The organism is Pseudomonas sp. AP19, from assembly GCF_001728855.1.
GTDB lineage: Bacteria > Pseudomonadota > Gammaproteobacteria > Pseudomonadales > Pseudomonadaceae > Aquipseudomonas > Aquipseudomonas fluorescens.
Genome location: NZ_LXJP01000034.1, coordinates 66,681 through 78,550 on the forward strand (window position 1 = coordinate 66,681; position 11,870 = coordinate 78,550).

Annotated in this window: 10 protein-coding genes; 5 read left to right on the top strand and 5 right to left on the bottom strand. The window is 60.8% G+C overall.

Annotated features, from left to right (window positions below; genetic code table 11):
* Both ppnN and A7D21_RS21960 read right to left on the bottom strand, forming a co-directional pair.
* Entirely contained in the window at window positions 1-1,374 is a 1,374-nt protein-coding gene (gene ppnN / locus A7D21_RS21955) for a nucleotide 5'-monophosphate nucleosidase PpnN (protein WP_069552681.1), read from the bottom strand.
* Between the two features lie 149 nt (window positions 1,375-1,523).
* Entirely contained in the window at window positions 1,524-2,348 is an 825-nt protein-coding gene (locus A7D21_RS21960) for an aspartyl/asparaginyl beta-hydroxylase domain-containing protein (RefSeq protein ID WP_053255076.1), read from the bottom strand.
* Window positions 2,349-2,623: 275 nt separating this feature from the next.
* On the opposite strand from A7D21_RS21960, the gene fabV reads away from it, so the two are divergent.
* Both fabV and A7D21_RS21970 read left to right on the top strand, forming a co-directional pair.
* Complete coding sequence (fabV, locus tag A7D21_RS21965; protein WP_053255077.1) at window positions 2,624-3,817, top strand: enoyl-ACP reductase FabV; 1,194 nt, start codon at window positions 2,624-2,626, stop codon at window positions 3,815-3,817.
* A gap of 238 nt (window positions 3,818-4,055) precedes the next feature.
* Window positions 4,056-4,679 carry an HAD family phosphatase gene (locus tag A7D21_RS21970; protein WP_053255078.1) on the top strand — a complete coding sequence of 208 codons (624 nt, stop codon included), beginning with the start codon at window positions 4,056-4,058 and terminating at the stop codon, window positions 4,677-4,679.
* Here the strand turns inward: A7D21_RS21970 and A7D21_RS21975 are convergent.
* Window positions 4,676-5,581 carry a LysR family transcriptional regulator gene (locus A7D21_RS21975; RefSeq protein ID WP_053255079.1) on the bottom strand — a complete coding sequence of 302 codons (906 nt, stop codon included), beginning with the start codon at window positions 5,579-5,581 and terminating at the stop codon, window positions 4,676-4,678. The two genes, A7D21_RS21970 and A7D21_RS21975, sit on opposite strands and share 4 nt — an antisense overlap.
* 103 nt (window positions 5,582-5,684) lie before the next feature.
* Between A7D21_RS21975 and A7D21_RS21980 the strand changes: the two genes are divergently transcribed.
* Entirely contained in the window at window positions 5,685-6,854 is a 1,170-nt protein-coding gene (locus A7D21_RS21980) for an aspartate aminotransferase family protein (RefSeq protein WP_053255080.1), read from the top strand.
* Window positions 6,855-6,972: 118 nt separating this feature from the next.
* Here the strand turns inward: A7D21_RS21980 and punR are convergent, their stop codons facing one another.
* Window positions 6,973-7,887 carry a DNA-binding transcriptional activator PunR gene (punR, locus tag A7D21_RS21985; RefSeq protein WP_053255081.1) on the bottom strand — a complete coding sequence of 305 codons (915 nt, stop codon included), beginning with the start codon at window positions 7,885-7,887 and terminating at the stop codon, window positions 6,973-6,975.
* Between the two features lie 122 nt (window positions 7,888-8,009).
* On the opposite strand from punR, the gene punC reads away from it, so the two are divergent.
* Window positions 8,010-9,194: a purine nucleoside transporter PunC gene (gene punC / locus A7D21_RS21990; protein WP_064451469.1), complete on the top strand. Its 1,185-nt coding sequence runs from the start codon at window positions 8,010-8,012 to the stop codon at window positions 9,192-9,194.
* Window positions 9,195-9,252: 58 nt separating this feature from the next.
* Here the strand turns inward: punC and A7D21_RS21995 are convergent, their stop codons facing one another.
* Entirely contained in the window at window positions 9,253-10,086 is an 834-nt protein-coding gene (locus A7D21_RS21995; RefSeq protein WP_069552682.1) for a nucleoside-binding protein, read from the bottom strand.
* 158 nt (window positions 10,087-10,244) lie between these two features.
* Here A7D21_RS21995 and A7D21_RS22000 point away from each other — a divergent pair, with 158 nt between their 5' ends.
* On the top strand, window positions 10,245-11,747 hold the full coding sequence (locus A7D21_RS22000; RefSeq protein WP_069552683.1) for a nucleobase:cation symporter-2 family protein: 1,503 nt from the start codon (window positions 10,245-10,247) through the stop codon (window positions 11,745-11,747).
* Window positions 11,748-11,870 lie beyond the last annotated feature (123 nt).

Here is an 11,870-nt window from a genome sequence, read left to right on the forward strand (position 1 = left end):
TTACTGAACCACGCGATAGCACGGCACATACGCCGCGCCGCCCGGCAATTTCATGCGGTGTTGGGCGACAAATGCCTGCAGCAGTTCGTCCAGCGGTTTCATGATGGCCGGGTCGCCGTGGATTTCATACGGCCCGTGCTGTTCGATCAGGCGAATGCCCTTGTCCTTGACGTTACCGGCCACAATCCCGGAGAACGCGCGGCGCAGGTTGGCTGCCAGTTCGTGGGGCGGCAGCGTAAGGCTCAGCTGCAGGCCGGCCATGTTTTCGTGAGTCGGGTCGAACGGGCGCTGGAAGCCTTCGTCGATCTTGAGCAGCCAGTTGAAGTGGAACGCGTCGTTGCGTTCGCGACGGAACTGTTTCACGGCCTTGAGCCCGACGGTCATCTGGCGGGCCACTTCGGCCGGGTCGTCGATGATGATCTGGTAGTGCGCCTGCGCCGCTTCGCCGAGGGTGGCGCCGACGAACGCGTGCAGTTGTTGTAGGTACGGCGCGGCGTGTTTGGGCCCGGTGAGGATGACCGGGAACGGTACATCGCGGTTGTCCGGGTGCATCAGGATGCCCAGCAGGTACAGGAACTCTTCGGCCGTGCCGGCGCCGCCCGGGAAGATGATGATGCCGTGGCCGACGCGCACGAAGGCTTCCAGGCGTTTTTCGATGTCCGGTAGGATCACCAGTTCGTTAACGATGGGGTTCGGGGCTTCGGCCGCGATGATGCCCGGCTCGGTCAGGCCCAGGTAGCGCCCGCCGGTAATGCGTTGTTTGGCGTGGGAAATGGTCGCGCCTTTCATCGGGCCTTTCATCACGCCGGGGCCGCAGCCGGTGCATACGTCGAGGCTGCGCAGGCCCAGTTCGTGGCCGACTTTCTTGGTGTATTTGTATTCTTCGGTATTGATCGAGTGCCCGCCCCAGCACACCACGATTTTCGGCTCGACGCCCGGGCGCAACGTGCGGGCGTTGCGCAGCAGGTGGAAGACGTAGTCGGTGATGCCTTGGGAGTCGCTCAGGTCGATGCGCTGGCTGCCCAGCTCGTTCTCGGTGTAGACGATGTCGCGCAGGGCGCTGAAGAGCATTTCGCGGGTGCTGGCGATCATTTCGCCATCGACGAACGCGTCGGCCGGTGCATTCAACAGTTCCAGGCGCACGCCGCGGTCCTGCTGGTGGATGCGCACTTCAAAGTCTTGATAAGCGTCGAGGATGGTCTTGGCGTTGTCGATATGCGCGCCGGTGTTGAGGATGGCCAGGGCGCATTGGCGGAACAGCGTGTAGATGCTGCCGGTTCCGGCTTTACTCAGTTGCTGGACTTCACGTTGGGAGAGGGTTTCGAGGCTGCCCTTGGGGCTGACGGAGGCATTGATGACTTGACGTTGGGGCATTCTGATTCCTTGAAAACACAGCCACCGCACCCGCCGTGGGCGGCGGTGGCTGGAGAATGGTGAGCGCCGGACTCGGTCGCACGCGACGGTTAGTTTGGCAGGCCTGGGGCCATGCGCAAACTCCGTCCAGCACCATCATGCCGCAGAACTTACTGAATCAGCTTCCAGTTTTTGTAGAAAACTCGACGCAGGGTAAAGACCAGCCCGGCAAAACCCGAGATCACGGCATTGAGCACTGACGGCAGCAAGGTCGGACGAACGATGTCAATGAACAGGCAGTACCGTTTTGCGTCGTTCTTGTTGAAGGACGCATGCATCAGCGTGTCATCGAAGATGAACAGCGGGTCGTCGTGCCAGTAGTGCTTGTGCTTGCCCACCTGGATGTAAACACCCTCATGGTGAGGCGCCGGGGCCATGTTGTAGAGCACGCGGAACATCATGCGCAGCGGGCCGAAGTGGAAGGACGTCGAGCGGTTTTCGTTGAACACCGACACGCCGATGGTCTTCACAAATGGCAGTTTCTTGCGCAGTTGCGGGATGTCCAGGGTGGTTTCGATGGGGCGGCCGTACCATTGGAAGAACAACATGCCGCGTTTTTTCTCGGCCATGCGCTCGTCCAGGTAGCTGATGATTTCATCCTTGTTGGCCATGGCGTCGTCGATCACCTGTTGCAGGTCTTCACGCCAGGCCGGCGGCAGGTCGCGCATGGTGTAGACGTGACGGTTGCGCAGGCTCAGCAGGTCGAACAGGGTGTTGAACGGCGCCAATATCCAGGTATTGCGGCCATTGCCGACGAAGTACTTCTTGATGGTGTCACGGTCATACAGGCCGTTGCGCAGGAAGTCATAAATGCCGCAGAACAGGACCAGCAGCAGAAATACCAGGCTGGTGCGTGGGAAGCAGTAGATGAACAGCAGAACGCCGAGAACCCAGGCGACTGAGACCAGTTTTTTTTGAACAGCACTTTTACTCATGAAGCGAGGCTCCGGACCGGAAACAAAGCGAAACAATCCCGCCATGATAGTGGGTTATCACGGCGCTGGGCGTTTTAAATATTGCGAATTTGTGAAGGCCCGACACAGTTTTTAACCCCGCGGTGCGGTGTGCATCGGGTTTTGTTGATTGGATTTTGTAAACAGAAGATTTGCGACTATCGTGACGCTTCGGTTTTTCAGACGTCATAGACCGGTACGATTGAAGTTGAATGGCCACCATTGGCCTTCGGCACCTTGGAAGAGGCAGAAATTTTATGATCATCAAACCGCGGGTTCGTGGCTTTATCTGTGTGACCGCTCACCCTGTGGGCTGTGAAGCGAACGTCAAGGAACAGATCGACTACGTAACCCAGCATGGCGCCATTGCAGGCGGCCCAAAGAAGGTGCTGGTCCTCGGCGCTTCCACCGGTTACGGCCTGGCCGCGCGCATCAGTGCTGCGTTTGGCTGCGGCGCCGACACCCTGGGTGTGTTTTTTGAGAAAGAAGGCGAAGAAGGCAAGCTGAGCTCCGCCGGCTGGTACAACAGCGCGGCGTTCGAGAAGTTTGCCGTCGAAAAAGGCCTGTACGCCAAGAGCATCAACGGCGACGCGTTCTCCGACGAGATCAAGCGCCTGACCATCGAAACCATCAAGAAAGACCTGGGCAAGATCGACCTGGTGGTTTACAGCCTGGCCGCGCCACGCCGTACCGACCCGCAGGGCGTGGTGCACACCTCCACCCTCAAGCCGATCGGCAAGGCCGTGACCCTGCGCGGTATCAACACCGATAAAGGCGTGGTGGTCGACACCACCCTCGAGCCTGCGACCCAGGAAGAAATCGACGGCACCGTGAAAGTCATGGGTGGCGAAGACTGGCAGCTGTGGATCGACGCCCTGCGTGATGCGGACGTGTTGGCCGAAGGCGCCAAGACCACCGCGTTCACCTACCTGGGCGAGAAGCTGACCCAGGACATCTACTGGAACGGCTCCATCGGCGAAGCCAAAAAGGATCTGGATAAAAAAGTCCTGACCCTGCGCGACAACCTCGCGGCGCTCAAGGGCGATGCCCGTGTGTCGGTGCTCAAGGCCGTGGTTACCCAGGCGAGCTCGGCGATCCCGATCATGCCGCTGTACCTGTCGTTGCTGTTCAAAGTGATGAAAGAGCAGGGCACCCACGAAGGCTGCATCGAGCAGGTCTACGGCTTGTTCAAGGACAGCCTGTACGGCACAGCGCCGAAGCTGGACGCCGACGGCCGCCTGCGCGCCGACCTGGCCGAGCTGGAACCTAAAGTCCAGGACGCCGTAGCGGCGCTGTGGAACCAAGTGACCGACGACAACGTCAACGAGATCAGCGATTTCGCCGGCTACAAGGCTGAATTCCTGCGCTTGTTCGGCTTTGAAGTCGACGGCGTGGATTACGAAGCCGATGTGAACCCGACAGTGAAGATCAATGGCTTAGTCCAAGCCTAAACACCGTCAACAATGTGGGCGCGGGCCTGTGTGGGAGCCGGGCTTGCCCGCGATAGCATCGCCGCGGTGTAACGGATACACCGAGGTGACTGCATCGCAGGCAAGCCAGCTCCCACACCAGCCGCGCCCACTTTTGCCTTCGGTGAATCGCAACCCTCCTGCATTCCTTCGCGCTCCCACCCTCGCTCACAATCTGCCAGACTCCTTGGGCTATCACGCCACGCCAACGGAGGATCTGATGACGATTCGTGCAGTAGTTTTTGATTTCGGCGGTGTCCTGTTCGACTGGAACCCGCAGCACCTCTACCGCAAGCTGATTACCGACGATCACGAGCGGCACCACTTTCTCGAAACCATTTGCACTCAAGCCTGGAACACCGAGCAGGACGCCGGTCGTAGCCTGGCCGAAGGCACGCGCCACCTGGTTGAGCAATACCCGCAACACCAAGCCTTGATCCAGGCCTATTACGAGCGCTGGCACGAGATGCTGCGCGGCTCATTGCCCGACGGCGTGGCGATCCTCGAAGCCTTGCATGCGGCCGATATGCCGCTGTTCGGGCTCACCAACTGGTCCGCTGAAACCTTCCCCTATGCGCGGGCCAACTATCCGTTCCTGCAGCGTTTTCGCGACATCGTGGTGTCGGGCGAGCTAAAGCAGATCAAGCCGGATGCGGCGATCTATGAGGCGAGCCTGGCCCAGGTGCGCGCGCATCTGCCGGATATCGAGCCGCGTGAACTGGTGTTTATCGACGATGTTGCCGGCAATATCGACGCCGCTGTCGCCCTTGGCTGGCAGGGCATTCACCATGTGTCGGCCGAGCGTACGGCGGCAGGTTTGCGTGAGTTGGGCGTGAGGTTCTAGCGCGCCCATTTTTCCATGGCGAAGTCCACGAAGGCGCGCAGTTTGGGCAGGCGGTAGCGGTCTTGTCGGTAAAGCAGGTGCATCGGCCGGCTGGGCAGTTGGTAGGTGGTTAACAAGGCCACCAGCTTGCCGCTCTCCAGGTCCGGTTGCACCAGGGCATCGGCCAGCATGATGATGCCCATGCCGTTTACCGCCGCCTGGCGCAAGCCTTGTGAGCTGTTGATGGTCAATGAGCCGGAGACCGGAACCTCTACCTCGCCTTCCTCACCGGTCATGCGCCACAGTTTGTCGGTGTCGCGCCAGTTGTCGTTGGCCGGGTAGGCGAACGCTAGGCAGTCATGGTGCTGCAGGTCGCTGGGTGTCTGCGGCGTGCCGCGTCGCGCCAGGTACTCAGGTGATGCGCAAAGGGTCAGGGTGTAGGCCTGCATGGGCCGGGCGATCAGGCTGGAGGCCTCCAGCTCGCCGAGTCGGATCGCCACGTCAAAGCCGCTGTCGACCAGGTCCATGCGTTCGTTGCTCAGCACCACGTACAGGTTGATCAGCGGGTAGCGCTGGGAAAACTCACTCAGGGCGGGCGTCAGGCGTTCGGTGCCGAATACCGGTGGTGCAGTGATTCGCAGGCTGCCTTTGGGGGTGTCGCTGTGGGCCTGCTCCGCCAGCAGTTCGGAGTCGGCCACCAGCCCCAGCACTTCCAGGCAGCGCTGGTAATACTGCCCGCCGAATTCCGTGAGGCTTTGTTTGCGGGTGGTGCGCTTGAGCAGGCTGACCCCCAGCCGTTGTTCCAGCGCACGCAAATGATTGCCGACCATGGTGGTCGACATCCCGCATTCCTGCGCGGCGGCGGTCATGCTGCCGGTCTCCACCACTTTCACGTACACCGACATCGCCTGGAACAGATCCATTATCAAGCCCCGGTTTAAAGTCATTGCAGGAATGTGCAGTTTATCCAGCTCAGGTGGCTAACGATACTGCACCTATCCCAACGATGCACTGGAGCCTGCCACCATGACCGCCGCCTGCCTGATGACCACGTATCAACCCTTGGCCCTGAGCTTCACCCGTGGCCTGGGCACGCGCCTGTGGGACCAGCAGGGCCGCGAATACCTCGACGCGGTGGCCGGTGTGGCGGTGACCAATGTCGGGCATTCCCACCCAAGGCTGGTCACGGCAATCAGTGAACAGGCGGGCCTGCTGCTGCATACGTCCAACCTCTACAGCATCGACTGGCAGCAACGCCTGGCCCAGCGCCTGACCCAGTTGTCCGGCCTGGACCGCGCCTTCTTCAACAACTCCGGCGCCGAAGCCAACGAGACGGCGCTGAAGCTGGCACGCTTGCATGGTTGGAAAAAAGGCATCGAAGAGCCGCTGGTGGTGGTGATGGAAAACGCGTTCCACGGGCGTACCCTCGGCACCATGGCGGCTAGCGACGGGCCTTCGGTGCGCTTGGGCTTTCAGCGTTTGCCGGGGGATTTTCTCAAGGTCGGTTTTGGCGATCTGGCGGCCCTGGAAGCCCTCACTCACGCGTTCGGCCCACGCATTGCGGCGGTGCTGCTGGAACCCATCCAGGGCGAAAGTGGCGTGATACCCGCGCCGCCCGGCTACCTCAAAGCCTTGCGCGAGCATTGCTCGCGCCACGGTTGGCTGATGATGCTGGATGAGATACAGACCGGCATCGGCCGTACCGGCAGCTGGTTTGCGTTCCAGCATGAAGGCATTGTTCCGGACGTGATGACCCTGGCCAAAGGCCTCGGCAACGGCGTGCCCATCGGCGCCTGCCTGGCACGCGCCACGGTGGCTGAGTTGTTCACGCCGGGTAGCCACGGCAGCACGTTCGGCGGCAACCCGTTGGCCTGTCGCGTGGGCTGCACGGTGCTGGACATTATTGAAGAGCAGGGCCTGCTGCAGAACGCTGCGCAACAGGGCGAACGGCTGCTGGCGCGGTTACAGGTGGCGTTGAGCGAGCATGCGCAGGTAGCGGCGATTCGTGGGCAGGGGTTGATGATTGGCATCGAACTGGCCCGCCCCTATCGCGACCTGGCCCAGCGCGCAGCGCAGGAACACGGGCTGTTGATCAATGTGACGCGCGGCAAAATCATTCGCCTGCTACCGCCGCTGACGCTGGATGCCAACGAAGTCGAGATGATCGTGCGGGCCATCACCCGCTTGTTGGACTGAAGCCCGAGCAAATGTGGGAGCTGGCTTGCCTGCGATAGCGATCTGTCTGTGCCAAATGTAGGGGCTGGTACACCGCTATCGCCGGCAAGCCAGCTCCCACAGTTGAGCTGCGTGACTTTCAGCCATCCGGGCCATTCAGCCATTCCTGGTTCATCGTCTCGGTATCGCCCAGGTACTCCAGCAGCCACGCCATCGCCGGGGACAGCTTGTTCTGTGCCCAGGCCACACACGACGGGCTGGCCGGGAACGGCCGGCTTAATTGCAATGCCACCAGCTCACCGCGCTCGATCCACGGCAACACCTGATGCGCCGGGGCCATGCCGACACACAGGCCATCGCGCAGGCAATCAATGGCCGAGGCCCAATTGGGCACCACCAGTCGGCGCTGGTTATCCAGGGTCCAGGTGTCGCGTTTGGGCAGGTTGCGCGAAGTGTCGGTCATGCAAAGCGAGGCGAACGGGCGCAGTTGGTCGTCACTGAGCAAGCCCGCGGCCGTCGCCAGCGGGTGCTTCGCGCTGACCACGCACAGCCAGTTCAACAACCCCATGTCGCGAAACGTGAAGCGGCTGGCCACCGGCACCGCGCTGGTGGCGCCGATCACGATGTCGGTGCGTTCATCGGCCAGCGCGTCCCACACGCCGTTGTACACCTCGTATTCCAGCAGCAATTCCACCTCGGGAAACTGCCGATAGAAATCCAGCACCAACTGCCGACAGCGTTGGGGTTTGACGATGGAGTCCACGGCCACCTTCAACTGGCCGCTCCAGCCATTCGCCACCTGCTGACACAAGCGCCGTGTGCCGAGCATTTTTTTCATCACGCCGCGGGCTTCATCTATAAATAAACGGCCGGCCGGGGTCAGTTCTACGTCGCGATGGCGCCGCACAAACAACGGCACCGCCAGCCATTCCTCAAGCTGGCGCACCGTATAGCTGATGGCCGACGGCACGCGATGCAGTTCCTGCGCGGCGGCGCTGAAGCTGCCGTGGCGCGCCACGGCATCCACGACGTCCAGCGAGTATTCAGACCACATTAGCGCTGCCTTCAAAATATTTGATAAGGGTGTCCAATTATTATCGCTTCACACAGAAACTGTCAGCTTCATAATGAGCGCCAGTCAGCAAATAGTTTGATGGCAGGATTAACAAGGCTTCAATGAAAAATTCTTTTGGCTTCACTTGGTATCTGGCGGGGCTGAGCATGCTCGGTTATCTCGCCATGGACATGTACTTGCCGGCGTTCGGCGCAATGGGCGAGCAGTTGCAGATTGGTGCGGGCGCGGTGGGCGCCAGCTTGAGCATTTTTCTCGCCGGCTTCGCGGTGGGGCAGTTGCTGTGGGGGCCGTTGTCCGACCGCCTGGGGCGCAAGCCGATCCTGGTGACGGGCTTGAGCCTGTTTGTGTTGGGTTGCCTGGGCATGTTCTGGGTCGAAACGGCGCCGCAACTGTTGGCGCTGCGCTTTATGCAGGCGATTGGCGTGTGTTCTGCCGCGGTCAGTTGGCAAGCGCTGGTGATTGACCGCTACCCGGCCGACAAGGCCCATCGCGTGTTCGCCAGCATCATGCCGCTGATGTCGCTGTCGCCGGCCCTGGCGCCGCTGCTGGGCGCGATGGTGTTGAATCACTTCGGTTGGCAGGCGATCTTCGGGGTGTTGCTGGGCGTGTCGCTGCTGTTGCTGCTGCCGACGTTGTTCCTGCGCAAGATGCCGAAACGTCGGGCAGAAGAGGGCGAACCTTCGCGCCTCGGTTACGGGCAGTTGCTGACCTCCCGCGTGTTTACCGGCAACGTGATGATCTTCGCCGCGTGCTCGGCAAGTTTCTTCGCCTGGCTGACCGCGTCGCCCTTCATCCTCGGCGATATGGGCTACAGCCCGAACGACATTGGCCTGAGCTACGTATTGCCGACCTTGGCCTTTCTGGTGGGCGGCTACAGTTGCCGCAGCGCGTTGCAGCACTGCCAGGGCAAAGTCTTGCTGCCGTGGTTGCTGGTGGCTTATTGCATCAGCATGGTGGCGTTGTACCTGGTCGCGACCCTGACCGTGCCGACCCTGACCACCTTGCTGATTCCCTTCTGCCTGATGGCCTTGGTCAACGGTGCGAGCTACCCCATCGTGGTGGCGAATGCGCTGATGCCCTTTGCGGAAAATTCCGGCAAGGCCGCTGCGCTGCAGAACACCCTGCAACTGGGGCTGTGCTTTCTGAGCAGCTTGCTGGTGTCGTCGATGATCGACCAGCCGTTGCTGATCACCGTGATCGTGATGCTCGCCACCGCGCCATTGGCCGTGTTGGGTTACTGGCTGGCGCGACCGAAGGCAGACAACTCGGAACTGGCAAACGCCTAACACTCACATGCGATCAAACGCTGGGAGCTGGCTCCCACCGTTGATTGGGCTTCTTCAGTCAGAATGTCACTTCCATATTCAGCGTAGGCGTGGAGGTGCGGGTCCCCCTGCCGCCATCCACCCCGAACTTGTGATGCCAGTACTCGTAACCCACCCCCAGATACAGGTTCGGCTTCACGCTTTTACCGGGCCGCACCGCCACCATCAGCGCGGTGCGCATCAGGGTTTCCGGCGCGGTGTCGCGGCCATGGTAGTCCTCGCCCTTGTCCCCGACGTAATTGATAAACCCCTGGAATTTCGCCGCGTGGTTGGCGATTTCAAAGGGGCGCAGCCACGTCAGGTTGAGCATGTAGGTGTCGTCGAAGGTGTGATTCGACTCGCGTGCGCCGGGGATGCCGGTGTGGTTCCTTTCCTTGTAGTACATCAGGCTCAGGTCCAGCACGCCGACAGTGTTGAACTTCAAGGTCGGGCCGATGACAAGTGCGCGCTTTTTCGCTGAAGCAGCGTTGTTGTTGCGGTTGGCGTCAAAGCCCAGCGTCAGGGCGTAATCCTTGATCAGCCCGGTGCCCAGCGGCACATCCAGGACCCGTGAGGCATACAACTGGTGTCGATACACCGCGTAGACCTCGCTGCCACCCCGGTCGGTGCCCTTGCGCGGGTCATGGCTGTCGGACAGGAACACATCAAGGTTCAGGTAGTTGCTGCCGTAGCGGTAGCCGCTGGCGTGGGTAAAGCTGTAGATGCGCTTGCTGAAATCGTCGGGGTTATTCGGATTGGTGAAGTGTTGGCCGTAGCGAAACCCTACGCTGTTGTTCATCCATTCCACCGCGACAGCCTCCCCGCCGCCGAGAAGGGTCAATGCAACGGTTGCGCCCTGTAATGCCTTTTTCATTGTTTCAGGTCCTTTGGCGTTCTGGCTCATGACGGCCGAATTGTTTTTGTAACGCCGACGGAGGGTATCTTGTTCGATTGATTGTATACAACTCTATGGACACACAGTCCAAACATTGCATACAGTGCTCGCACAACAAAAACAGAGAACCCCTCACCATGACTATCCCGAAGGCGTCACCGCAACGGCCAGAAGATGAGAATCTCGGCGTCGCGGCCAACATGGCTTACGGCCTGCAGCATGTGCTCACCATGTACGGCGGCATCGTCGCTGTACCGTTGATCGTCGGCCAGGCGGCCGGTTTGTCGCCGGCGGATATCGGCCTGTTGATCGCCGCATCGCTGTTCGCCGGTGGCCTGGCCACGCTGCTGCAAACCCTGGGCTTGCCGTTTTTTGGCTGCCAGTTGCCGCTGGTGCAGGGTGTGTCGTTTGCCGGTGTGGCAACCATGGTGGCGATTGTCGGCAGCGATGGCGCCGGCGGGGTGCCGGCGATTCTCGGGGCGGTGATGGCCGCGTCGTTTATCGGCTTACTGATTACGCCGGTGTTCTCACGGATCACCAAGTTCTTCCCGCCGCTGGTGACCGGCATCGTGATCACCACCATCGGCCTCACATTGATGCCCGTGGCGGCGCGCTGGGCCATGGGCGGCAATAGCCGTGCGGCGGATTTCGGCAGCATGGCGAACATCGGCCTGGCCGCGCTGACGCTGGTGCTGGTGTTGCTGCTGAGCAAGATCGGCAGCGCGACGATCTCGCGTTTGTCGATCCTGCTGGCGATGGTGATTGGCACCGTGATTGCGGTGTTCCTCGGCATGGCGGATTTCTCCGGGGTGACCCAGGGGCCGATGTTCGGTTTTCCTACACCCTTTCATTTCGGCGTGCCGACCTTTCATGTGGCGGCGATCATTTCCATGTGCATCGTGGTGATGGTGACCTTGGTGGAAACCTCGGCGGACATTCTGGCGGTGGGGGAGATCATCGATACCAAGGTCGATTCCAAGCGCCTCGGTAACGGCTTGCGCGCCGATATGCTATCGAGCATGTTCGCGCCGATCTTCGGCTCATTCACCCAGAGTGCGTTTGCCCAGAACGTCGGCCTGGTGGCGGTGACCGGGGTGAAGAGTCGGTTTGTGGTGGCAACGGGCGGGGTGTTCCTGGTCGTGCTCGGCCTGCTGCCCTTCATGGGCCGGGTGATTGCGGCAGTGCCGACATCGGTGCTGGGCGGTGCCGGGATTGTGCTGTTTGGAACGGTGGCGGCCAGTGGTATTCGCACGCTGTCCAAGGTGGATTACCGCAACAACATGAACCTGATCATCGTCGCGACGAGCATCGGTTTCGGCATGATCCCCATCGCCGCACCGACCTTTTACGATCACTTCCCAACCTGGTTCGCGACGATTTTCCATTCGGGGATCAGTTCGTCGGCGATCATGGCGATCCTGTTGAATCTGGCGTTTAACCACTTTACCGCTGGCAACTCGGACCAGCAGTCGGTGTTTGTGGCGGGGACTGAGCGCAGTCTGTACTTCCATGATGTGGCGGCATTGCGCGATGGGGATTACTTCAGCGGCGGTAAGATGTTTGATGCTGAAGGGAAGGAGATTCCGGTGCTGGCTGAGGTGCCCAGGAAGTCCGTAAAGCCTCAGACCACTGAAGTCTGAACGGTGGGAGGTGGTTTGCTTGCCATGGGCATAGGTCTTTACGCAGCGCTTTGGGGTGCTCTGGGCCTGTGGGGCGTTTCGGTGGGTTGGGTATATATCCGTTGGTGCGGTAACGGCGGCTAT

Excerpts from the sequence above, each read along its gene's own strand:
- ppnN (WP_069552681.1), bottom strand. The coding sequence starts at position 1,374 with ATGCCCCAACGTCAAGTCATCAATGCCTCCGTCAGCCCCAAGGGCAGC.
- A7D21_RS21960 (WP_053255076.1), bottom strand. The coding sequence starts at position 2,348 with ATGAGTAAAAGTGCTGTTCAAAAAAAACTGGTCTCAGTCGCCTGGGTT.
- fabV (WP_053255077.1), top strand. The coding sequence starts at position 2,624 with ATGATCATCAAACCGCGGGTTCGTGGCTTTATCTGTGTGACCGCTCAC.
- A7D21_RS21970 (WP_053255078.1), top strand. The coding sequence starts at position 4,056 with ATGACGATTCGTGCAGTAGTTTTTGATTTCGGCGGTGTCCTGTTCGAC.
- A7D21_RS21975 (WP_053255079.1), bottom strand. The coding sequence starts at position 5,581 with ATGGATCTGTTCCAGGCGATGTCGGTGTACGTGAAAGTGGTGGAGACC.
- A7D21_RS21980 (WP_053255080.1), top strand. The coding sequence starts at position 5,685 with ATGACCGCCGCCTGCCTGATGACCACGTATCAACCCTTGGCCCTGAGC.
- punR (WP_053255081.1), bottom strand. The coding sequence starts at position 7,887 with ATGTGGTCTGAATACTCGCTGGACGTCGTGGATGCCGTGGCGCGCCAC.
- punC (WP_064451469.1), top strand. The coding sequence starts at position 8,010 with ATGAAAAATTCTTTTGGCTTCACTTGGTATCTGGCGGGGCTGAGCATG.
- A7D21_RS21995 (WP_069552682.1), bottom strand. The coding sequence starts at position 10,086 with ATGAAAAAGGCATTACAGGGCGCAACCGTTGCATTGACCCTTCTCGGC.
- A7D21_RS22000 (WP_069552683.1), top strand. The coding sequence starts at position 10,245 with ATGACTATCCCGAAGGCGTCACCGCAACGGCCAGAAGATGAGAATCTC.